This is a genomic window from Pseudomonas sp. XP1 (assembly GCF_053557675.1).
Genome location: NZ_JBNRIJ010000014.1, coordinates 36,458 through 59,067 on the forward strand (window position 1 = coordinate 36,458; position 22,610 = coordinate 59,067).

23 protein-coding genes are annotated in these 22,610 nt (G+C 63.4%); 2 read left to right on the top strand and 21 right to left on the bottom strand.

Annotated elements, in window-relative coordinates:
- The first annotated feature begins 144 nt into the window (after positions 1-144).
- A complete protein-coding gene (locus tag ACK1U9_RS14460) occupies positions 145-2,700 on the top strand; it encodes a PepSY domain-containing protein (protein ID WP_108480929.1) in 2,556 nt (851 codons plus the stop codon).
- A 67-nt stretch (positions 2,701-2,767) separates the two neighbouring features.
- Here ACK1U9_RS14460 and ACK1U9_RS14465 read toward each other — a convergent pair whose 3' ends face one another.
- From ACK1U9_RS14465 to trmJ, 21 genes are all read right to left on the bottom strand, one after another.
- On the bottom strand, positions 2,768-3,559 hold the full coding sequence (locus ACK1U9_RS14465; RefSeq protein WP_085600658.1) for an amidohydrolase: 792 nt from the start codon (positions 3,557-3,559) through the stop codon (positions 2,768-2,770).
- Positions 3,547-4,695 carry a pyridoxal phosphate-dependent aminotransferase gene (locus ACK1U9_RS14470; RefSeq protein WP_108480928.1) on the bottom strand — a complete coding sequence of 383 codons (1,149 nt, stop codon included), beginning with the start codon at positions 4,693-4,695 and terminating at the stop codon, positions 3,547-3,549. Before ACK1U9_RS14470 ends, ACK1U9_RS14465 begins: the two co-directional genes overlap by 13 nt.
- Before the next feature lie 209 nt (positions 4,696-4,904).
- Positions 4,905-6,368 (bottom strand): ribosome biogenesis GTPase Der, encoded by a 1,464-nt coding sequence (gene der / locus ACK1U9_RS14475; RefSeq protein ID WP_025337780.1) that lies wholly within the window; start codon positions 6,366-6,368, stop codon positions 4,905-4,907.
- Between the two features lie 117 nt (positions 6,369-6,485).
- Complete coding sequence (gene bamB / locus ACK1U9_RS14480) at positions 6,486-7,628, bottom strand: outer membrane protein assembly factor BamB (RefSeq protein ID WP_108480927.1); 1,143 nt, start codon at positions 7,626-7,628, stop codon at positions 6,486-6,488.
- A complete protein-coding gene (locus ACK1U9_RS14485; RefSeq protein WP_108480926.1) occupies positions 7,629-8,267 on the bottom strand; it encodes a tetratricopeptide repeat protein in 639 nt (212 codons plus the stop codon). It lies immediately after the preceding gene.
- A gap of 39 nt (positions 8,268-8,306) precedes the next feature.
- Complete coding sequence (hisS, locus tag ACK1U9_RS14490; protein ID WP_108480925.1) at positions 8,307-9,596, bottom strand: histidine--tRNA ligase; 1,290 nt, start codon at positions 9,594-9,596, stop codon at positions 8,307-8,309.
- Positions 9,597-9,621: 25 nt separating this feature from the next.
- Complete coding sequence (gene ispG / locus ACK1U9_RS14495) at positions 9,622-10,731, bottom strand: flavodoxin-dependent (E)-4-hydroxy-3-methylbut-2-enyl-diphosphate synthase (protein ID WP_038408727.1); 1,110 nt, start codon at positions 10,729-10,731, stop codon at positions 9,622-9,624.
- A 2-nt stretch (positions 10,732-10,733) separates the two neighbouring features.
- Positions 10,734-11,789 carry a RodZ domain-containing protein gene (locus tag ACK1U9_RS14500; RefSeq protein WP_046615808.1) on the bottom strand — a complete coding sequence of 352 codons (1,056 nt, stop codon included), beginning with the start codon at positions 11,787-11,789 and terminating at the stop codon, positions 10,734-10,736.
- A complete protein-coding gene (pilW, locus tag ACK1U9_RS14505; protein ID WP_108480924.1) occupies positions 11,786-12,547 on the bottom strand; it encodes a type IV pilus biogenesis/stability protein PilW in 762 nt (253 codons plus the stop codon). The genes ACK1U9_RS14500 and pilW overlap by 4 nt, the downstream gene beginning before the upstream one ends.
- Before the next feature lie 14 nt (positions 12,548-12,561).
- A complete protein-coding gene (rlmN, locus tag ACK1U9_RS14510; protein WP_046615810.1) occupies positions 12,562-13,707 on the bottom strand; it encodes a 23S rRNA (adenine(2503)-C(2))-methyltransferase RlmN in 1,146 nt (381 codons plus the stop codon).
- A gap of 24 nt (positions 13,708-13,731) precedes the next feature.
- Positions 13,732-14,163 (bottom strand): nucleoside-diphosphate kinase, encoded by a 432-nt coding sequence (ndk, locus tag ACK1U9_RS14515; RefSeq protein ID WP_023382208.1) that lies wholly within the window; start codon positions 14,161-14,163, stop codon positions 13,732-13,734.
- A gap of 89 nt (positions 14,164-14,252) precedes the next feature.
- Positions 14,253-14,453, bottom strand: a complete 201-nt coding sequence (gene iscX / locus ACK1U9_RS14520) for a Fe-S cluster assembly protein IscX (protein WP_003257859.1) — start codon at positions 14,451-14,453, stop codon at positions 14,253-14,255.
- Positions 14,454-14,463: 10 nt separating this feature from the next.
- Positions 14,464-14,805 carry an ISC system 2Fe-2S type ferredoxin gene (gene fdx, locus ACK1U9_RS14525; protein ID WP_013971020.1) on the bottom strand — a complete coding sequence of 114 codons (342 nt, stop codon included), beginning with the start codon at positions 14,803-14,805 and terminating at the stop codon, positions 14,464-14,466.
- Positions 14,806-14,808: 3 nt separating this feature from the next.
- Positions 14,809-16,671, bottom strand: a complete 1,863-nt coding sequence (gene hscA, locus ACK1U9_RS14530) for a Fe-S protein assembly chaperone HscA (RefSeq protein WP_046615811.1) — start codon at positions 16,669-16,671, stop codon at positions 14,809-14,811.
- 42 nt (positions 16,672-16,713) lie between these two features.
- Positions 16,714-17,235, bottom strand: a complete 522-nt coding sequence (hscB, locus tag ACK1U9_RS14535; RefSeq protein ID WP_046615812.1) for a co-chaperone HscB — start codon at positions 17,233-17,235, stop codon at positions 16,714-16,716.
- A gap of 8 nt (positions 17,236-17,243) precedes the next feature.
- Positions 17,244-17,567, bottom strand: coding sequence for an iron-sulfur cluster assembly protein IscA (gene iscA, locus ACK1U9_RS14540; protein WP_003257854.1), 324 nt, complete (start codon positions 17,565-17,567; stop codon positions 17,244-17,246).
- A 28-nt stretch (positions 17,568-17,595) separates the two neighbouring features.
- On the bottom strand, positions 17,596-17,982 hold the full coding sequence (iscU, locus tag ACK1U9_RS14545) for a Fe-S cluster assembly scaffold IscU (RefSeq protein ID WP_003248539.1): 387 nt from the start codon (positions 17,980-17,982) through the stop codon (positions 17,596-17,598).
- 46 nt (positions 17,983-18,028) lie between these two features.
- Positions 18,029-19,243, bottom strand: coding sequence for an IscS subfamily cysteine desulfurase (locus tag ACK1U9_RS14550; RefSeq protein ID WP_013971017.1), 1,215 nt, complete (start codon positions 19,241-19,243; stop codon positions 18,029-18,031).
- Positions 19,244-19,289: 46 nt separating this feature from the next.
- The gene (iscR, locus tag ACK1U9_RS14555) at positions 19,290-19,781 is read right to left on the bottom strand and encodes a Fe-S cluster assembly transcriptional regulator IscR (RefSeq protein ID WP_008092572.1); all 492 of its coding nucleotides are present in this window, start codon (positions 19,779-19,781) and stop codon (positions 19,290-19,292) included.
- 179 nt (positions 19,782-19,960) lie between these two features.
- Positions 19,961-20,746 (bottom strand): serine O-acetyltransferase, encoded by a 786-nt coding sequence (gene cysE, locus ACK1U9_RS14560; protein ID WP_046615813.1) that lies wholly within the window; start codon positions 20,744-20,746, stop codon positions 19,961-19,963.
- Positions 20,747-20,749: 3 nt separating this feature from the next.
- Entirely contained in the window at positions 20,750-21,505 is a 756-nt protein-coding gene (gene trmJ / locus ACK1U9_RS14565) for a tRNA (cytosine(32)/uridine(32)-2'-O)-methyltransferase TrmJ (protein ID WP_108480961.1), read from the bottom strand.
- Positions 21,506-21,656: 151 nt separating this feature from the next.
- On the opposite strand from trmJ, the gene suhB reads away from it, so the two are divergent.
- The gene (suhB, locus tag ACK1U9_RS14570) at positions 21,657-22,475 is read left to right on the top strand and encodes a type III secretion system regulator SuhB (RefSeq protein ID WP_025337769.1); all 819 of its coding nucleotides are present in this window, start codon (positions 21,657-21,659) and stop codon (positions 22,473-22,475) included.
- The last annotated feature ends 135 nt before the right edge of the window (positions 22,476-22,610 follow it).

Below are 22,610 nucleotides of genomic sequence, written 5' to 3' on the forward strand. Positions count from 1 at the left end.
GGGTTCACCCGCGAAGAGGCCGGTACAGCCAACAAGCCTGACTGACTAGCCCACCCTGCCCCGTTCATTCCCGTGAGCGGGGCTTTTGCGTATCAAGGCATAATGCACGCCGCGCGGTGTGCGGCAGAAACACAAGGTGATCATGTGGTGAAGAAGACGCTGTTCCAATTGCACTGGTTCTTTGGCATCACCGCTGGCCTGGTGCTGGCCTTAATGGGTATCACCGGGGCCTTGTACTCGTTTCAGGAAGAGCTGCTGCGCGCGCTGAATGCCGATGTCCTGAAGGTCCAGGTGCGCCCGGAGGGCGTGCTGCCACCGGCCGAACTGGTCCGGCGGGTCGAGGCCCAGCAGCACGACAAGGTAGCGATGCTTTGGGTCGATGTGCGCGAAGGCAACGCCGCACGCGTCTCCTTCACCCCGCCACCAGGCGAGCGCCGTGGCCCGCTGCGCTACGCAGACCCATACACCGGCGAACTCAAGGGAGAAGTGGCCGGGCAAGGCTTCTTCAACCTCATGCTCAACCTGCACCGCTTCCTGGCCATGGGCGACAGCGGCCGGCAGATCACCGGTGCCTGCACCTTGATGCTGGTGTTCTTCTGCCTCTCCGGCCTGTACCTGCGCTGGCCGCGCAAGGCGCTGGACTGGCGCACCTGGCTGACCTTCGACTGGGCCAAGAAAGGCCGCGCCTTCAACTGGGACCTGCACGCGGTGGCCGGCACCTGGTGCCTGCTGTTCTACCTGCTGTTCGCCCTGACCGGGCTGTTCTGGTCCTACGAGTGGTACCGCGAAGGCCTGAACAAGCTGCTGGCCGACGCGCCGGCCGCCGGCCAGCAGCAAAAGCGCGGCGAAGGCCGTGGCCGCCACGGGCCGCAGAAGATCGACAAGAACGCCCCACCACTGGTGGTCGACTACGACGCGATATGGGCCAATCTCAAGGACGCGGCCGGCCCGGGCCTGGCGATGTACAACCTGCGCCTGCCACCCGTAGGCGGCCAGCCGGCCAACCTGTTCTACCTGCTGGACAACGCCGACCACCCACGTGCCTTCAACACCCTGGTGCTGGACCCGGTCAGCGGCCAAGTGAAAAGACATGACCGCTACACCGACAAGTCCTTCAAGGCCCAGTTGCTGCAGAGCGTCTACGCCCTGCACGTGGGCGAATACTTCGGGCTGCCGGGGCGCATCATCGTCACCATCGCCAGCCTGACCATGCCGCTGTTCTTCGTCACCGGCTGGCTGCTGTACCTCGACCGCCGGCGCAAGAAGCGCCAGGTGCGTGCCGCCCGTGGCAACGTCACCAGCAACACTACCAGCGGCGACAGCTGGCTGATCAGCTTTGCCAGCCAGAGCGGGCTTGCCGAACAACTGGCCTGGCAGAGCGCCGGGCAGCTTCAGGCCGCCGGCCTGCCAGTGCAGGTACGCGCCCTGGCAGAACTGGATGAAAGCGACCTGAGCCAGGCCCGCCGTGCACTGTTCGTGGTCAGCACCTTCGGCGACGGCGAAGCCCCCGACAGCGCCCGCGCCTTCGAACGCAAGGTGCTCGGCCAACCTTGGGCGCTGGAGAACCTCAGCTATGCCCTGCTCGCCCTCGGTGACCGCCAGTATCCGCACTTCTGCGGCTTCGCCCGCCGCCTGCAGGCATGGCTGGGTGAACGCGGTGCCACCAGTGCATTCAGCCCGGTGGAAGTGGACAACGCCGACCAGGCCGCGCTGCAGCAGTGGCAGCAGGAGCTGGCGCAACTGACCGGCGCCCAGCCAGTGGCTGCCTGGCAGCCGCCGAGTTTCGGCAGCTGGTCGCTGGTGCGCCGTGAACTGCTCAACCCGGGCAGCCAAGGCCAGCCGGTGTACCTGCTGGGCCTGCGACCGGAACAGCCTGCCAGCTGGGAAGCCGGTGACCTGGTGGAGATCCTGCCGCTCAATGGCCAGCCGAGGATCGACGCCTTCCTCGATGGCATGGCGCTGGACACCGGGGCCAAGGTGCAAGTGAATGGCCTGGGCGAAACCCTCGCCCAGGCCCTGGCCGGCCGCCAGTTGCCGACCCGTCGCGATCACCTGATCGGCCTGCAGCCGCAAGCTCTGGTCGACGCACTGGTACCGATCGGCAGCCGCGAGTACTCGATTGCCTCGATCGCCAGTGATGGCGTGCTGGAGCTGATCGTGCGCCAGGAACGCCATGCCGATGGCAACCTGGGCCTGGGTTCCGGCTGGCTGACCGAGTACCTGCCGCTTGACGGTACGCTGAGCATGCGTTTGCGGCGCAACAGCAGCTTCCACCTGCCGGAAACTGCTGCACCGCTGGTGTTGATCGGCAACGGCACTGGCCTGGCCGGCCTGCGCAGCCTGCTCCGCGCACGGGTGAATGCCGGCGAGCAGCGCAACTGGCTACTGTTCGGCGAACGTAACCGGGCGCATGACCTGCTGTGTGGTGACGAGCTGCAAGGCTGGCTGGAAAGCGGCGACCTGGCACGCCTGGACCTGGCATTTTCGCGGGATCAGGCCGAGAAGGTGTATGTGCAGGATGTGTTGCTGCAGCAGGCTGAAGAGTTCAAGCGCTGGGTGGCGGATGGCGCTTGTGTGTATGTCTGCGGCAGCCTGCAAGGCATGGCTGCCGGGGTAGATGCCGCGCTCAATGCCATCCTCGGGGAAGCTGTAATGCAACAGCTGATAGAGGATGGGCGGTATCGGCGGGATGTGTACTGATCGGAAACCGATGTAACCAGCACCGGCCTCTGCGCGGGTTTAACCGCGAAGAGGCCGGTACAGACTGTCAGTGCAGCTCGAAGGTGTCAGCATCCAGATTGGCCGGGAACTTGGCCCGATAGGCCGCCAGTTCCGCCGCACTCAACACCGCGGTAAACACCCCGTCCGCCTCCCCGGCACTGAGCAGGCTCTCGCCCTGGAAGTCCAGCACCTGGCTGTCGCCGGAATAGGCAAAGCCTTTGCCGTCGGTGCCCACCCGGTTCACCGCAGCCACATAACACAGGTTCTCGATACCCCGCGCCGGCAACAGGCGGTTCCAGTGCTGGCGGCGCGCAGCCGGCCAGTTTGCGGTGTACAGCAACAGGTCGGTGTCCTGGGCATCACGGCTCCACACCGGGAAGCGCAGGTCGTAGCAGATCAGCGGGCGAATCCGCCAGCCCTTGAGCTCGAACTGCACCTGGCGTTCGCCCGGGGTGTAATGCTTGTGCTCACCGGCCATGCGGAACAGGTGGCGCTTGTCGTAGTGCAGGATCTCGCCATCCGGCCGGGCCCACAGCAGGCGGTTGCGGTGGCTGCCATCAGCGGCCTGGATGATCACGCTGCCGGTAATCACCGTTTTGTACTTCTTCGCCTGGGCCTTCAGCCATTTGTAGGTCGGGCCGTTTTCCGGCTCGCACAGGCTTTCCGATTGCATAGAGAAACCGGTAGTGAACATTTCCGGCAGGATCACCAGGTCCACTTCGCCCACCTGCTCCAGCAGCACCTCGAAGTGCGCATAGTTGGCCTCGCGGTCGTGCCAGGCCAGGGTGGTCTGCACAAGGGCGACTTTCAGATTCGGCAGCGTGCTCAGATCGCGCATAGTTTTTCCGCTGCCTGACGCAGCGTCTCCTCTCGTTTGGCAAAGCACAGGCGGACCAGGCGTTGCTCGGGGATGGGTTGCTGGTAGAACACCGACACCGGGATGGTCGCCACGCCGTGCTCACGGGTCAGCCACAGCGACATGTCGACATCGTTCAGGTCCGGGCGGATCTGCGAATAGTCCACCAGCTGGAAATAGGTACCCGCCGTGCGGGTGAAACGGAACCGCGAGCCTTCCAGCAAGCCGCAGAACAAGTCTCGCTTGGCCTGGTAGAAGGCCGGCAGTTCATCGATATGCTCGGGGTGCTCGGCCATGAAATCGGCCAGGGCGCACTGCAGCGGGGTCACCCCGCAAAAGTTGACGTACTGGTGCACCTTTCGCAGCTCGGCGCTCAGTGCTGGCGGGGCGATAACGTAGCCGGTCTTCCAGCCGGTAACGTGATAAGTCTTGCCGAACGAGCTGACCACGAAGGCGCGTTGGTAAAGTTGCTCGTGGGCCAGCACGCTGGCATGGCGCACACCGTCGTAGACCAGGTGTTCATATACTTCATCGCTGACCAGGTAGATATCGCGGTCAGCGATCAGCCGCGCCAGCTGGTCGAGGTCATCGCGAGTGATCAGCGCACCGCTTGGGTTGTGCGGCGAATTGAGGATGACCATGCGCGTGCGCGGGCTGAGGGCATCGCTGAACTTCTGCCAGTCGATGCGGAAATCGCCGTCGCTCAGCTGTACATGCACGCAGCGGCCACCGGCCAGTTCCACGGACGGCTCGTAGCTGTCGTAGCAAGGGTCGAAGACAATCACCTCGTCACCAGCATGCACCACCGCCTGGATGGCGCAGAATATCGCCTCGGTGGCGCCAGGGGTGATGGTCACTTCCTGGTCGGCATCCACCTGCCCGCCATACAGCCGCGCGACCTTGGCCGCCACCTGCTGGCGCAGGGCCGGCAAGCCGGTCATCGGCGAATACTGGTTATGCCCGGCGGCCACATGCCGGCCGACTGCATCGAGCAGTGCCTGCGGGCCATTGAAGTCGGGGAAACCTTGCGACAGGTTGAGCGCGCCCGTCTGCACGGCGAGCTGGGACATGGTGGTGAAGATGGTCGTGCCGACATTCGGCAGTTTGCTGCGGATCATGGAGCCCTCTTTCCTGGGGTGTATCCGGCACGGGGTGGAGTCCGAGCATAGCGGATCGAGCGGTCAGGAAAAAGGTTGAAACAATAGGGGGATTGCGCTGGATCAAAGGGCCCCTTCGCGGGTAAACCCGCTCCCACAGGTACTGCACAGAATTCGAAAACTGTCTGGGACCTGGGAGCGGGTTTACCCGCGAAGAAGCTGGCGCGGAATCAGCGCTTGTCGCGGCGCTTCTTCTCGGCCTTCTTGTGGTGCGACATCAGGCGGCGCTTCTTGTTGACCTGGCGGTCGGTGAGGGTGTTCTTCTTGCCCTCGTACGGGTTCTCACCGCCCTTGTACTCGATGCGGATAGGCGTACCGACCAGCTTCAGCACGCGGCGGTAGGTGTTCTCCAGGTAACGCGAGTACGACTTGGGAATCTTGTCGGTCTGGTTGCCGTGGATCACGATCAGCGGCGGGTTGGCACCACCAAGGTGGGCATAGCGCAGCTTGATGCGGCGGCCATTGACCAGTGGTGGCTGGTGCTCGCTCACGGCATCTTCGAGGATCTGCGTCAGGCGGCTGGTCGGCCAGCGGGTCACCGCCGACTTGAACGCGGCCTGCACCGACTTGTACAGGTGGCCCACGCCGGTGCCGTGCAGGGCGGAGATGAAGTGGATGTCGGCGAAATCGACGAAGAACAGCCGGCGCTCCAGCTCGGTCTTCACGTAGTCACGCTCGCCCGGCTCCATGCCGTCCCACTTGTTCAGGGCGATGACGATGGCGCGGCCGGCTTCCAGGGCGAAGCCCAGCAGGTTCAGGTCGTGGTCCACCACGCCTTCGCGGGCGTCCATGACGAAGATCACCACGTTGGCGTCCTTGATCGCCTGCAGCGTCTTCACCACCGAGAACTTTTCGACTTCCTCGTGGATCTTGCCGCGCTTGCGCACGCCGGCGGTGTCGATGAAGGTGTACTTCTCGTCATCGCGCTCGAACGGGATGTAGATACTGTCGCGGGTGGTGCCCGGCTGGTCGTACACCACCACGCGCTCCTCGCCGAGCATGCGGTTGACCAGGGTCGACTTGCCGACGTTGGGGCGGCCGATGATGGCGATCTTGATACCATCCTTCTCGCTCGGGCCAGGGATGCGCACCGCCTCTTCGCCTTCGGCGACTTCGGCGTCCAGCGCTTCTTCGACCTGGTCGCGTGGCAGGTGGCCGAGCACAGCCTCCATCAGCGCGTTGATGCCGCGGCCCTGGGAGCCGGCCACCGGGATGGCGTTGCCCATGCCCAGCGGCGAGAACTCTGCGCGAGCCACATCGGCATCGATGTTGTCGATCTTGTTGGCAACCAGGATCGCTTCCTTGTTCCGCTTGCGCAGGTGCTCGGCGATCATCTGGTCGGCAGCGGTCATGCCGGCCCGGGCATCGACCAGGAACAGCACATAGTCGGCTTCTTCAATGGCCATGAGCGACTGCTCGGCCATTTTCTCGTCCATGCCCACTTCGTCACCGGTGATACCGCCGGTGTCGATCAGGATGAAGGAACGACCCTGCCAGCTGGCATCACCATACTGGCGGTCACGGGTCAGGCCCGACAGGTCACCGACGATGGCATCGCGGGTTTTGGTCAGGCGGTTGAACATGGTGGATTTGCCGACGTTCGGGCGGCCCACCAGGGCGATTACGGGAACCATTCGGCTCTCCACTCTTGAATTCTTGAAAATGCAAAGGCCGCTGCAAGGCAGCGGCCGGAGTTCGGGCGGCGTGTCCTGCGCCGCGGCTTGAAGCCCGCCAAGGCTTCAAGCATAGCTTCAGCGGATGGTCAGTGCCTCGAGCTTGCCGCTGTTGCCGAAGACGTAGATGGTGTCGCCGACCACAAGTGGGCGGGCACGCAGGCCATCACTGTCGATACGCTCACGGCCGACGAAGCGGCCATCGACCTGGCTCAGCAGGTGCAGGTAACCCTCGAAGTCGCCCACCGCCACGTAGCTGGAGAACACTTCAGGTGCGGTCAGCTGGCGGCGAGCCATGGTGTCGTTGGTCCAGAGGGCGCTGGACGAGCGCTCGTCGACACTTTCGACTGTACCCGAAGCTTCGCTGACGTAGACGTTGCCGAAGCCTTGGGCGACACCCACGTAGCTGGAGGCATCACGCTGCCACAGCACGCGGCCGCTTTCCAGGTCCAGGCCCGCGACGCGGCCCTGGTAGGTGCTGACGTACAGGGTACCACCCGACAGCAGCAGGCCACCGTCGATATCGACCACTCGGTCCAGCTCGGAACGGCCCTGCGGAATCGCCACGCGGCTCTCCCAAACCGGCACGCCGTTGTTGATATCCACCGCCACCACCTTGCCGGTGGACAGGCCGGCGACGGCCAGGCGGTTGGTGGCGATCGGTGCGCCGGTGCCACGCAGGGTCAGCACGGCCGGGGTGTTTTCGTAGATCCAGCGACGGTCGCCAGTGGCGGCATCCAGGCCGATCAGGCGATCGTCCTGGGTCTGCACCACCACCACCTCACCGTTGTTGGCAGGCGGGGCCAGCACTTCGCTGGTCACGCGGGAGCGCCAGCGCTCCTCACCGGTGCTGGAGTCCAGGGCGATGACTTCACCCTTGAGGGTACCGATCATGACCAGGCCGTAGCCCACGCCGACAGCGCCGGATACCGGCAGCTCGAGGTCCTTCTTCCACACCACGTCGCCGGTGATGCGGTCGAGAGCAAAGACTTCGCCGTTGACGTCGGAGGCGTAGATACGGTCGTTCTCGATGGCAGGTACCAGGGTGTTGTAGGTCTCACCCTGGCCATCACCGATCGAACGGCTCCACTGCTTCTTCAGCACCACTTCCTCGGTGAACTTGGTCAGCTCGGCCGGAGGCAGTTCCTTCTTGCTGTTGCTGCTGCAACCTGCGGCCAGTACGGCCAGGGTCAGCACTGCTGCATGTTTCCAACCGATCACTTACACGTCCCCTTTGGCCAAGTCATCCAGCTTCAATTGCAGGCCACCGACCGCCGCCTCATCGGACAACGCAGCCTTGGCTTTCTCGTAAGCGCTGTGCGCGTCGTCGGCGCGACCCAGTTGCACCAGCAGGTCACCTTTCAACTCTTCGCGGCTGGCCAGGAAGGCTTTGTCGGCGTCGCCATCGAGCAGCTTGAGGGCGTCCTCGGCCTTGTTCTGGGCAGCCAGCACACGAGCCAGGCGCTGACGCGAAATTTCGCCCAGGGTGGCATCGGCCGGCTTGTCCAGCACGCTCTTCAACTCGGCAGCAGCATCGTCAAGCTTGCCAGTCTCGACCGCGACCTTGGCCACGAACAGGCTGCCGTACTGGGCGTAGGCGGTACCGCCGAACTCGCTCTTGAGCTTGCCGGCCAGCTCCGCGACCTTGGTCGCGTCAGGCTGGCCAGTCGGCGTCAGGCTGGTCTCCAGCAAGGCCTGGTAAAGCTGCGAGGCACCTTGCGACTGATTGTTCTGGTACTTGTGCCAGGTATTCCAGCCCAACACCACCACGCCAGCCAGCAGTGCACCGGTCAGCAGCGGCTTGCCGTTGCGGTTCCACCAGTCCTTGACCCCTGCCAGTTCATCATCGGTACTCGACACCCCAATACTCCTTTTCGCCTATTCGCTTGTTGAACCGCGTTACGCCTGCACGATCGCGGTTTCCAGGTGCTCAGCCAGAGCATCCCAGGCAATGTTCTGTTGTTCGCCCTGACCACGCAGGGGCTTGAAGCCGATCTCTTGCTTGGCCAGTTCATCGTCGCCGAGGATCAGCGCGAACAGCGCGCCGCTCTTGTCGGCTTTCTTGAACTGGCTCTTGAAGCTGCCACCGCCGGCGTTGACAGCCAGGCGCAGGCCCGGCAGGCGGTCGCGCAGGCCTTCGGACAGGCGCAGGCCGGCCAGTTCCGCCTGTTCGCCAAAGGCGCACAGGTAGACGTCGATCTGGCGGCTGATGGACTCGGGCACCTTGCCCAGGGTTTCGAGCAGCAGGATCAGGCGCTCGATGCCCATGGCGAAACCGACGCCCGAGGTCGGCTTGCCGCCCATCTGTTCGACCAGGCCGTCGTAACGGCCGCCGGCGCAGACGGTGCCCTGGGCGCCGAGCTTGTCGGTGACCCACTCGAACACGGTCTTGCTGTAGTAGTCCAGGCCACGCACCAGCTTGGTATTGATCACGAACGGAATGCCGGCAGCGTCCAGGCGAGCCTTGAGGCCCTCGAAGTGCACGCGCGACTCTTCGTCCAGGTAGTCTTCCAGCTTCGGCGCGCCGACCAGCACCGCCTGGGTGTTCTGGTCCTTGCTGTCGAGAATGCGCAGCGGGTTGCTCTTCAGGCGGCGCTGGCTGTCTTCGTCCAGTTGCTCCAGGCGCGCCGAGAGGAACTCGACCAGCGCATCACGGTAGCGTGCACGGGCTTCGCTGGTGCCCAGGCTGTTGAGCTCCAGCTTGACTGCGTCCTGGATGCCCAGCAGGCCCCACAAGCGCCAGGTCAGCATGATCAGCTCTGCGTCGATGTCCGGGCCGTCCAGGTTGAACACTTCCACGCCAATCTGGTGGAACTGGCGGTAGCGGCCCTTCTGCGGGCGCTCATGGCGGAACATCTGGCCGATGTACCACAGCTTCTGCACCTGGCCGTTGCCGGTGATGCCATGCTCGAGCACGGCACGCACGCAGGCAGCGGTGCCTTCGGGGCGCAGGGTCAGCGAATCGCCGTTGCGGTCTTCGAAGGTGTACATCTCTTTTTCGACGATGTCGGTCACTTCACCGATGGAGCGCTTGAACAGCTCGGTGAACTCGACGATCGGCGTGCGGATCTGGCTGTACCCGTAGGTGTCCAGCAGGCCGGCCACGGTGCCTTCGAAGTAGCGCCACAGTGGCGACTGTTCTGGCAGGATGTCGTTCATGCCACGGATGGCTTGCAGCGATTTGCTCACGAAAAGTCCTTACGAATTCTGTGTGTCAGCCACGGACGATCAGCGCCGCGTCGGCTTCGGCCTTTTCGGCCGCTTTCTGGCGGATGAGCTTTTCCAGTTCATCGACCAGGTTGTCGTTGGTCAGCTTCTGTGCCGGCTTGCCGTCGATATAGACCAGGTTCGGCGTGCCGCCGGTCAGCCCCACATGGGACTCCTTGGCTTCGCCCGGGCCGTTGACCACGCAACCGATCACCGCCACGTCCAGCGGCACCAGCAGGTCTTCCAGGCGCCCTTCCAGCTCGTTCATGGTCTTGACCACATCGAAGTTCTGCCGCGAGCAGCTCGGGCAGGCGATGAAGTTGATGCCACGCGAGCGCAGGTGCAGCGATTTGAGGATGTCGTAGCCGACTTTCACTTCCTCGACCGGGTCGGCCGCCAGCGAGATACGGATGGTATCGCCAATGCCTTCGGCCAGCAGCATACCGAGGCCGACAGCGGATTTCACCGTCCCCGAACGCAGGCCACCGGCTTCGGTGATGCCCAGGTGCAGCGGCTGCACGATCTGCTTGGCCAGCAGGCGGTAGGCTTCGACGGCCATGAACACATCGGAGGCCTTGACGCTGACCTTGAAGTCCTGGAAGTCCAGGCGGTCGAGGTGCTCGACGTGGCGCAGGGCCGACTCGACCAGCGCCGCCGGGGTCGGTTCGCCGTACTTCTTCTGCAGGTCCTTTTCAAGCGAGCCGGCGTTGACGCCGATACGAATCGGGATACCCCGGTCACGGGCGGCATCGACCACCGCACGCACACGGTCTTCACGGCCGATGTTGCCCGGGTTGATACGCAGGCAGTCGACGCCCAGTTCGGCCACGCGCAGGGCGATCTTGTAGTCGAAGTGGATATCGGCAACCAGCGGCACGCTGACCTGCTGCTTGATGCGGCCGAACGCCTCGGCGGCGTCCATGTCCGGTACCGAGACGCGCACGATGTCCACGCCGGCATCGACCAGGCGCTGGATTTGCGCCACGGTGGCGGCAACATCGTTGGTGTCGGTGTTGGTCATGCTCTGCACCGCGATGGGGGCATCACCACCCACCGGTACATTGCCGACCCAGATTTTGCGGGATTCGCGACGTTTGATCGGAGATTCGCCGTGCATGATTACTGTCCCAACTTCAGGCGAGCTGTCTCGCCACTGGTGAACGGGGCAACATCGACGGCCTGGCCGTTGTAGCTGACCTGGGCGCCACGGGCAAAGCCCAGGCGTACCGAGAACGGCGGCTTGCCGGTCAGCTCGAGGTTGTCCCCCTTGCGCTTGATGGCGCTGAACAGCACCTTGCCGTTGCCGTCGGTGACCTGGGTCCAGCAATCGGCGACGAACTGGATGGCGACCTTGGCGCTGCCAGCCGGCACCACGGCAGGGGCAGCAGGCTCGGCAGCGGCCACGGCCGCTACGGGCGTAGCAGGTGCAACAGCCGCCGGGGCCGGAGCCGGGGCAACCGGTGCTACCGGCGCAGGCGCTGCAGCAGGGGCGCTGGCGACCGGTGGCACAGGCGCCTGCTGGGCTGGATTTGGCACCGCGGCAGCGGTAGCAGCAGGTGCCGGGCTTGCCGGTGCCTGTTCGGCGGCGGCAGGCTGCTCGGCAGCGCCCTGCTCCAGCGGCAGCGGCGCGCTCTCGGGCTGCTGCCCAGCGGAGACAGCCTGATCTTCAGGCTCATCGAGCGGGTGAATCTGGGTGGTACCGTCGGCGCTTTCGACTTCGACGTGCTCCAGGGCGATCTTGGCCAGGTCCTTGCCACGCAGGCTGCCCTGGTCCTGCCACCAGACAAAGCCGCCACCGACCACGGCCACCAGCAGCAGCAGGCTGACGCCGCGCAGGATATTGTGAGACAGCCGCACCGGCTCTTCGATACGGCCCAGCGAATGCACGTCGCTGCCTTTGGCGTGGGTACCGGTGTAACGGTCGAAGGCCTCCACCAGGGCAGCCTGGTCCAGGTCCATCAGCTTGGCATAGGCGCGGATATAACCACGGGCGAAGGTATGCCCCGGCAGCTTGTCGAAGGCGCCGGTTTCCACGTGGTTCAACGAACTGACAGTGAGGTTGAGCTTGCGGGCCACCTCGGCTTGTGACCAGTCCCGGTTCTCACGGGCCTGACGCAAAAGCTCACCGGGGTTCTGGCCAGGCGCTACTGCTACTTCGGGATGCGCGGCTTTCATCGTTGCTCCGACAGGTATTGCTGATATTCCGGCGTACCGGGATAAAGTCGTTGTAATTGCTGGCCCAGCTCGGCCAGTGTGCCCTGCTCGTCGAATACCCTGGCAAGGCGACTGCCCAGCAGCAGGCTACGGGCATCGTGGTCGCTCAACTGGCTGAAACGATCGTAGTATTCCCGGGCCGGCACATAATGCCTGTTTTCGTAGGACAACTCAGCCATTTCCAGCAAGGCTTTCGGCTGCCGCTGGTTGAGTTGCAAAGCTTTCAGCAGATACGCATGGGCCTGGTCGCGGCGCTCGAGCTTCAGAGCGGTCAGGCCCAGGTTCTCGTACACGCGTGAGCGCTCAGGATACAGGGTATCGGCGCTGGCAAGGCGAAACATCTGCTCGGCCTCGGCAAATCGCCCCTGAGCATAAAGGAAACTGCCGTAATTGTTGCGAATTCGCGTGTCGCCCGTGCGTGCGTGCAGCGCCTTGCGAAAGTGAGCTTCGGCCAGCGCCGGCTCGCCTTCGGCCTGGAAGACCAGCGCCAGGGCGGCGTGCGCGTCGGCATCTCCGCCATCCAGGGCCAGGGCCTTGCCCAGCGGCGCCTTGGCCTGCTCGGTCAAACCCTGTTGCAAATAACCCAGCCCAAGCTGCACATAGGCCCGCCCCGCCTCTGCCCTGCCCTGGCGGCTGGCCAGGGGGTCGCCCGCACCGCCCGACACGCAGCCGGCCAGCAGCGAAAGCGCAAGGATCGACAGCGCGGCGCGCAGGCTCATGGGCAAGGTCCCGGTCAGTGGCTGGCGGGGCTGTCTTGCAGCTCGGCGTCCGCGGACAGCTGGCGCACAGCGATGTAGCGCTCGCTGCGGCGGGTGCGGTCGTTGACCTGGCCGACCAGCTGACCACAGGCAGCGTCGATGTCATCACCACGGGTGGTGCGGGTAGTGACGTTGAAGCCACCGTGGTGCAACAGGTCCTGGAAACGGCGGATGGCGTTGTTGCTTGGCCGCTCGTAGCCGGAGTGCGGGAACGGGTTGAACGGGATCAGGTTGATCTTGCATGGTACGTCGCGCAGCAGCTCGATCATTTGCGCAGCATGCTCAGGCTGGTCGTTTACGTCCTTGAGCAGGGTGTACTCGATGGTCAGCACGCGCTTGCCACCCAGGGTGGACATGTAGCCCATGCACGATTCCAGCAGCATCTTCAGCGGGTACTTCTTGTTGATCGGTACCAGCTTGTTGCGCAGTTCGTCGTTCGGTGCGTGCAGCGACAGGGCCAGCGACACGTCGATGTGCTTGGCCAGCTCGTCGATCATCGGCACCACGCCCGAGGTGGACAGTGTGACGCGACGCTTGGAAATGCCATAGCCCAGATCTTCCATCATGATCTTCATGGCGGCGATGACATTGTCGAAATTCAGCAGGGGTTCGCCCATGCCCATCATGACCACGTTGGTAATGGCGCGGTCGATCTTGGCCGGAACGGTCCCGAAGGATTTGTTGGCAAGCCACACCTGGCCGATCACTTCGGCGGCGGTGAGGTTGCTGTTGAAGCCTTGCTTGCCGGTGGAGCAGAAGCTGCAATCCAGGGCACAGCCGGCTTGCGACGACACGCACAGGGTGCCGCGATCGTCGGTGGGGATGTAGACGGTCTCGACGCAGCTGCCGGAGGCAACGCGGACCACCCACTTGCGGGTACCGTCGGCGGAAATGTCTTCACTGACCACTTCCGGGCCCCGAATCTCGGCAACGGCCTCGAGCTTTTCGCGCAAGGCCTTGCCGACATTGGTCATGGCGGCGAAATCGTCGACGCCAAAGTGGTGAATCCATTTCATGACCTGACCGGCACGAAAACGCTTCTCTCCGATCGACTCGAAGAATTTTTCCATTTCCTGCAGGGTCAGGCCCAACAGGTTGATCTTGCCAGTCATGTCACTCATGGAATCACCCAAGACCTGCTTCGCTTAGCGAATGCGGTCGCACAGCTCGGTAGCGGAGAAGAAGTAAGCGATTTCGCGGGCAGCCGAAGCTTCCGAGTCGGAACCGTGAACAGCGTTTTCGTCGATGGAAACGGCGAAGTCAGCACGGATGGTGCCGGCAGCAGCTTCTTTCGGGTTGGTGGCGCCCATCAGCTCGCGGTTGGCCAGAACGGCGTTTTCGCCTTCCAGAACCTGAACGATGACCGGGCCGGAAGTCATGAAGGCAACCAGGTCAGCGAAGAAGCCGCGCTCTTTGTGCTCGGCGTAGAAGCCTTCGGCTTCGGCTTTGGACAGTTGCTTCATTTTCGAAGCGACGACGCGCAGGCCGGCTTTCTCGAAACGAGTGGTGATCTCGCCGATGACGTTCTTGGCAACGGCGTCAGGCTTGATGATGGAGAAAGTACGTTGAACAGCCATGGAAAACTCCAGAAATATGAGTGTTGCGAAAAATTAAACCCGCGAATTATACGCGGGTTCCAGGGGATTGCCTAACCTGCAGGACGCGTTCAGTCGGCTTCTTCGATCCAGGCCGCCTGGATGGCCTCGAGCACTTTCTCACCGCCGCGTGACGGATCGTCGCTGAATTCTGGCAACGCCAGCACCCAGCGGTGCAGATCGACGAAATTCACATAACGAGGATCGACTTCCGGCTTGCTTTCTGCAAGCTGGATGGCGATCTCAAGTACATCAATCCATTTCAGGCTCATGGGGCAAACCTCAGTGCGGCGCTTCGGCGGCGTGGTTGAGCGAATACTTGGGGATCTCGATGACCAGATCCTGGTCAGCGACGACCACCTGGCAGCCGAGGCGCGATTGAGCCTCCAGGCCCCAGGCCTTGTCCAGCATGTCCTCTTCCAGTTCGTCGGCTTCTTCGAGCGAGTCGAAGCCCTTGCGCACGATGCAGTGGCAAGTGGTGCAGGCCTTGACGCCGCCGCAGGCGCTTTCCATCTCGATGTGATGGTCGTGGGCCAGCTCCAGGATGTTGGTCCCGGTCTCGACTTCCACGGTCAGCCCTTCGGGGCAGAACTTCTCATGCGGCAGGAATGTCACCAGCGGCATCGGTTACTCCTCGATCTCATTCAGGTTGCGCCCGGCCAGTGCGGCTTTGACCGTCGAATCAAGGCGACGGGCGGCAAATGCGTCGGTCACCTGCGACAGACGCTTGGTCTGTTGCTCGATGGCTGCGCCATCGGTGCCGGCCAGCAAATCACGTAGTTCTTGCATCTGGAATTCGATGGCGTCGCGCTCGTCACTGCTGAGCAGGCGCTCACCGTCGGCGTCCAGGGCGCCCTGTACCGCTTCGAGCAGGCGCTCGCCGTCCACCTGGTGCTCGCGCAGCTGGCGGGCCTGCTTGTCGGAACCTGCGTGTTCGAAGGAATCCTTGAGCATGCGGGCGATTTCGCCGTCGGTCAGGCCGTAGGATGGCTTGACCTGAATGCTGGCTTCCACGCCCGAGCCCAGCTCGCGGGCGGCGACGCTGAGCAGGCCGTCGGCGTCGACCTGGAAGGTGACGCGGATTTTCGCCGCACCGGCGACCATGGCCGGGATGCCACGCAGCTCGAAGCGCGCCAGCGAGCGGCAGTCGCTGATCAGCTCGCGCTCGCCCTGCAGCACGTGGATCATCATGGCCGACTGGCCATCTTTATAGGTGGTGAACTCCTGAGCACGCGCCACCGGGATGGTGGTGTTGCGCGGGATCACCTTCTCCATCAGCCCGCCCATGGTCTCGAGGCCAAGCGACAGCGGGATGACATCCAACAGCAGCAGTTCGCCACCTTCGCGGCGGTTGCCGGCCAAGGTATCGGCCTGGATGGCGGCACCGATGGCCACCACCTGGTCGGGGTCGATCGAGGTCAGCGGAGTGCGGCCGAACAGTGCGCCGACAGCTTCACGCACACGCGGTACGCGGGTCGAACCACCGACCATGACCACGGCGCTGACTTCTTCCAGCTCGATACCGCTGTCACGCACGGCGCGACGGCAGGCCTTGAGACTGCGGGCGACCATGGGCTCGATCATGGCTTCGAAACCGGCGCGGCTCAGCTCGCCCTGCCAGGTGCCATGGCTGACGCTGACCACGTCGGCGTCGGTCAGGGCTTCCTTGGCAGCGCAGGCAGTCTGCAACAGCGCGCGCTGGGTGGCCGGGTCCAGGTCGGACGACAGCCCGGCCTGCTCGATGATCCAGCCAGCAATGGCGTGGTCGAAGTCGTCACCACCCAGGGCGGTATCGCCACCGGTGGCCAGCACTTCGAATACGCCGGCAGTCAGGCGCAGGATGGAAATGTCGAAGGTACCGCCGCCCAGGTCATAGATGGCCACCACGCCTTCGGCATTCTGGTCCAGGCCATAGGCCACGGCTGCGGCTGTCGGCTCGTTGAGCAGGCGCAGCACGTTCAGGCCGGCCAGGCGCGCAGCGTCCTTGGTGGCCTGGCGCTGGGCATCGTCGAAATAGGCCGGCACGGTGATCACGGCACCGACGAGTTCACCACCCAGGGTGGCTTCGGCACGCTCGCGCAGCACCTTGAGGATGTCGGCGGACACTTCCACCGGGCTTTTAGGCCCCTGTACGGTGTCGATGAACGGCATGTGCGACTCACCGCCAACGAAGCGGTACGGCAGCTGCTCGCCCAGTTGCTTGACGTCGGCCAGGCCGCGCCCCATCAGGCGCTTGACCGACAGCACTGTGTTCAGCGGGTCGCTGGAAGCGGCATCCCGCGCAGCCTGCCCCACTTCGCTGCGCCCTTCGAGGTAGCGCACCGCGGACGGCAGAATGACGTTGCCCTGTGCGTCGGGCAGGGGCTCGCTACGGCCGCTGCGCAGTGCGGCGACCAGGGAGTTGGTGGTACCCAGGTCGATCCCCACCGCCAGGCGGCGCTGATGCGGCTGAGGGCTTTGACCGGGTTCGGCAATCTGCAGTAGGGCCATGCTTATCTGAATACCTTAGGTGCCATCACGGGCAGCACCGGGTTAATCGTCGAGGCGCTCTTCCAGTTGGCGCACTTCTTGAGCGAGCTTGTCGAGGAACTGCATGCGGCGCATCAGGCGCTCGGCCTTGTCACGCTCGCCAGGGGCGTCCCAGCAGGCGGCGAAGTCCTCGTTCAGCGTGTCCTGAGCGGCTTTCAGGCGCTTCTTGAACACAGCCACGCCATCGAGGTCAGCTTCGTCCTGCAGTTCTTCGAGCTCTTCACGCCATTGCATCTGCTGCAACAGGAAGTCAGGGTCGTGGACCGTGACCTCCTGAGGCACTTCGTGGCCGCCGATGGCCAGCAGGTAGCGGGCGCGACGCGGCGCACTGCGCAGTGTCTGGTAGGCGTCGTTGAGGGCCGCGGATTTTTCCAGCGCCACGCGCTGCTCGCGCTCGGAAGCGTCGGCAAAGCGGTCGGGATGGACTTCGCGGGCCAGCTCGCGATAGCGAGTGGCCAGCTTGTCGAGATCCAGGCGGAAACTTGGCTGGAGGTCAAACAATGCGAAATGACAAGGAGTACCCACAGCCAGCCTCAAACGTTGAAGCTTTCGCCGCAGCCACACTCACCGCGCACGTTGGGGTTGTTGAACTTGAAGCCTTCGTTCAACCCTTCCTTGACGAAGTCCAGTTCGGTGCCATCGAGGTAGACCAGGCTCTTGGGATCGATGATCACCTTGACGCCATGGTTCTCGAACACCTGGTCTTCGTCCGCCAGCTCGTCGACGAACTCCAGCACGTAGGCCAGGCCCGAGCAACCGGTGGTGCGCACGCCCAGGCGAATGCCTTCGCCCTTGCCGCGCCCTTCCAGGGAACGCCGCACGTGGTTGGCGGCGGCTTCTGTCATGCTGATAGCCATCAGGACTCCTTACCTCGCAACAGGCGACTTAGATCAAGCCTTTCTTCTGCTTGTAATCGCGTACGGCTGCCTTGATGGCATCTTCGGCGAGTACCGAGCAGTGGATCTTGACCGGCGGCAACGCCAGTTCTTCAGCCAGCTGGGTGTTCTTGATGGTCTCGGCTTCGTCCAGGGTCTTGCCCTTCATCCACTCGGTGGCGAGGGAGCTGGAAGCAATGGCCGAACCGCAGCCGTAGGTCTTGAACTTGGCGTCTTCAATCACGCCCTGCTCGTTGACCTTGATTTGCAGGCGCATCACATCACCGCAGGCCGGGGCGCCGACCATGCCGGTACCGACGTCCGGGTCTTCGGCGTTCATCTTGCCGACGTTGCGCGGGTTTTCGTAGTGGTCGATGACCTTTTCACTGTATGCCATGGTGCAATTCCTTCCTCATCAGGGAGCCGCTCTTGCCGGCGACTGCTTAGTGGGCGGCCCACTCGATCTTGGAGATGTCAACGCCGTCTTTGTACATGTCCCACAGCGGCGACAGCTCACGCAGTTTGTTGACGGCCTCGCAGACTTTCTGCGCGGCGTAGTCGACTTCTTCTTCGGTGGTGAAGCGGCCGAAAGAGAAGCGGATCGAGCTGTGCGCCAGCTCGTCGTTGCGGCCCAGGGCGCGCAGTACGTAGGACGGCTCGAGCGATGCGGAGGTGCAGGCCGAACCGGACGATACGGCGATGTCCTTCAGAGACATCAGCAGCGATTCGCCTTCGACGTAGTTGAAGCTCAGGTTCAGGTTGTGTGGTACGCGGGCAGTCTTGCTGCCGTTGACGTACAGCTCTTCGAGGTCCGAAACCTGCTTGAAGAAGCGGTCGCTCAGGGCCTTGATACGCACGTTTTCTGCGGCCATTTCCTGCTTGGCGATAGCGAAGGCTTCGCCCATGCCGACGATCTGGTGGGTCGGCAGGGTGCCCGAACGCATGCCGCGTTCATGGCCACCGCCGTGAATGATGGCTTCCAGGCGTACACGCGGCTTGCGGCTGACGTACAGCGCGCCGATGCCTTTCGGGCCGTAGACCTTGTGCGCCGAGAACGACATCAGGTCGACCTTCAGCTTCTGCAGGTCGATTTCGACCTTGCCGGCCGACTGCGCGGCGTCAACGTGGAACAGCACGCCTCGCGAGCGGGTAAGTTCACCGATGGCGGCGATATCGTTGATCGAGCCGACTTCGTTGTTCACGTGCATCAGCGATACCAGGATGGTGTCGTCGCGCAGCGCCGCCTCGACCATGGCCGGAGTGACGATGCCGTCTTCGCCTGGCTCGAGGTAGGTGACTTCGAAACCTTCACGCTCCAGCTGGCGAGCGGTATCCAGGACCGCCTTGTGCTCGATCTTGGAGGTGATGATGTGCTTGCCCTTGGTCTGATAGAAGTGCGCGACGCCCTTGAGTGCGAGGTTGTCGGACTCGGTGGCACCACTGGTCCAGACGATTTCGCGCGGATCGGCGTTGATCAGCTCGGCAACCTGGCGACGACCGTTCTCGACCGCTTCCTCGGCTTTCCAGCCAAAGACGTGGGAGCGCGAAGCCGGGTTACCGAAGTTCCCGTCGACCAGCAGGCAGTCGGCCATCTTCTGGGCCACGCGTGGATCGACCGGGGTGGTCGCGGAGTAATCGAGGTAGATCGGCAACTTCATTTGTCTCTCCTATCAGGCGGTGGCGTCGCTCGTCGTCCCGGTGGGATCAATCGACGGCGGACGTCTCAATCTTGTCCAGCTGGGCGGTTCGGCCTGCGACACGACGCAGGTCCTGGCGCTGGGCGACTTCCTGCACCTCACGGCGCATGACGAGGTCGGCCAGGCTTATACCGCTGAGGAATTCATGGATCTGCTGGCTGAGGTCGCACCACAGGTGGTGGGTCAGGCAGGTGTCACCGGCATGGCAGTCCCCGAGGCCCTGGCAACGGGTGGCATCGACCGATTCGTTGACCGCGTCGATGACCTGGGCCACCTGGATGGTTTCCATGCCTCGCGACAGCTGGTAGCCACCGCCTGGACCACGCACGCTGGAGACCAGGCTACTGCGGCGCAGCTTGGCGAACAGCTGTTCCAGATAAGAGAGGGAAATGCCCTGGCGCTCGGAAATGTCGGCCAAAGACACCGGCCCATGCTGCGCGTGCAACGCCAGGTCGAGCATGGCGGTCACGGCGTATCGGCCTTTGGTAGTCAGTCGCATGGCTATTGGGTACCACGGGAGTTACAGGATGTGAGCGAGTATGCGATTCCCGAGCATTTAAGTCAACTATTAGACCTAGTGCTTTAGTCGGGTTTGCATCAGGGAGGCGGGCGCGATTGTAGCAGACAGGGGGCGTGAGCACACGCCCCGTATGTCACCGTGATTTCAGCGCGGCGCAATCAATGCGATTGAGTGTCGCGCTGAGCCACCTGGGCAACTTCCGTGAAGTCATCTTCCGGCAGGGCTGGCAGTTCCTTGGCGCAGTAATCGCTGCCCATCTTGGTCAGGGCGCCGCACATGCCCTCCAGCCGCTCGTCGACTGCCTGCAGGTGGTCGAGCATCTGGCCGATGGCACGAGCCACCGGGTCGGGCATGTCGCCACTGACACCATAGGCGTCGAAACCGATCTTCTCGGCCATGGCCTTGCGCTTGGCCTCGACCTCATTGTCTTCGCTCTTGACGATGATTCGCCCCGGGATGCCGACCGCAGTGGCGCCAGCTGGCACTGCCTTGGTCACCACCGCATTGGAACCGATCTTGGCTCCGGCACCGACGGTGAACGGGCCCAGCACCTTGGCCCCCGCCCCTACCACCACGCCGTTTTCCAGGGTGGGGTGGCGCTTGCCTTTGTTCCAGCTGGTACCACCCAGGGTCACGCCCTGGTAAAGGGTGACATCGTCGCCGATTTCGGCGGTTTCGCCGATTACGATGCCCATGCCGTGGTCGATGAAGAAGCGCCGGCCGATGGTGGCGCCGGGGTGGATCTCGATACCGGTCAGCCAGCGACCGAAGTTGGACACCAGGCGGGCCAGCCACTTGAAATCACGCTTCCAGAGGGCATTGCCCAGCCGGTGCAGCCAGATGGCGTGCATGCCCGGGTAGCAGGTCAGCACCTCGAAGGCGTTGCGCGCAGCAGGGTCACGGTGGAATACGCTTTGAATATCTTCACGCAGGCGTTCGAACATCTGTCAGTCCTTCCGTTTATGCGGCTCGCCCCGGACCACTTTCTGGGTCTCGGTGAGGATGCCGCGCAAAATGCTCATTTCCGAACGTTCGACCGCCACCCGCCCATACAGCCGACGCAGGCGCGGCATCAGGTGCTTGGGCTTTTCGGGGTCGAGAAAGCCGATACCGACCAAGGTCTTCTCCAGGTGGTCGTAGAACAGCTCCATTTCGTCCATGGTCGCCAGCTCGCTGGCGTCAACCTTCTCGACCTTGCCCGGCACCGCACCAGCGGCAAGCCAGGCCATGCGCACCTCGTAGGAGAGCACCTGGACAGCGGCGGCCAGGTTCAGCGAGCTGAAGTCGGGGTTGGAGGGAATGTGCACGTGGAAGTGACATCGCTGCAGTTCTTCGTTGGTCAGGCCGGCGTGTTCACGCCCGAACACCAGGGCGATTTCCTCGCCACCGTTGGCGTGCTCCACCGCCTTGGCACCGCACTCGCGCGGGCCGATCAGCGGCCAGGGGATGCTCCGCTCACGTGCACTGGTGCCCATCACCAGGTTACAGCCGACCAGCGCCTGCTCGAGGCTGTCGACCACCTGGGCGTTGTCCAGCACATTGTCGGCACCCGAGGCTCGGGCACTGGCATCCACGGCGGGGAATTCTTTCGGCTGCACCAGCACCAGACGCGACAAGCCCATGTTTTTCATGGCACGTGCAGCGCCGCCGATGTTGCCGGGGTGGCTGGTATTGACCAGAACAACACGAATATTTTGCAGCAAGGTGTTGTGCTCACAGATGCAGGAATCAGGGCCTTCGATCTTACAGAACCGACAGACGTAACGCCACGAAAGCAAATGTGACACTTCTGCCGCCAAAGTTTTCTGCTAGAATGATCGGCTTTCTTCTTTAACATCTCCAGGTGACCCGCCCATGCAGCCTATGCTGAATATCGCCCTGCGCGCCGCTCGCAGCGCCAGTGAACTGATTTTCCGCTCCATCGAACGCCTGGATAGCATCAAGGTCGATGAGAAAGAGGCAAAGGATTACGTCTCCGAAGTCGATCGCGCCGCCGAGCAGAGCATCGTCAACGCCCTGCGCAAGGCCTACCCGAACCACTCCATCCAGGGCGAGGAAACCGGCCTGCACGCGGGTAGCGGCGAAGAAGGCAAGGATTACCTGTGGATCATCGACCCGCTGGATGGCACCACCAACTTCCTGCGTGGTATCCCGCACTTCGCGGTCAGCATCGCCTGCAAATACCGTGGCCGCCTTGAGCACGCCGTGATCGTCGACCCGGTTCGCCAGGAAGAATTCACCGCCAGCCGTGGCCGTGGCGCCCAGCTCAACGGCCGCCGCCTGCGTGTCAGCTCGCGCACCAGCCTGGAAGGCGCCCTGCTGGGCACCGGCTTCCCGTTCCGTGACAGCCAGATGGCTGACCTGGACAACTATCTGGGCATGTTCCGCGCCCTGACTGGCCAGACCGCTGGCATCCGCCGCGCGGGCTCCGCCAGCCTGGACCTGGCCTATGTGGCCGCCGGCCGTTTCGACGCCTTCTGGGAGTCGGGCCTGTCCGAATGGGACATGGCAGCCGGCGTTCTGCTGATCCAGGAAGCGGGCGGACTGGTGAGCGACTTCAACGGTGGCCATGACTTCCTCGACAAGGGCCATATCGTTGCGGGCAACATCAAGTGCTTCAAGGCCGTGCTGACTGCTATCCAGCCGCACCTGCCAGAGAACATGAAGCGCTAAGCGCGGATTGCCGGCAAACAAAAAAGCACCCCTAGGGGTGCTTTTTTTGTGCCTGACAGTTTTGCATTGCCTGTGCCGGCCTCTTCGCGGGTGAACCCGCTCCCACAGGGTTTTGCGATCACTGTGGGAGCAGGT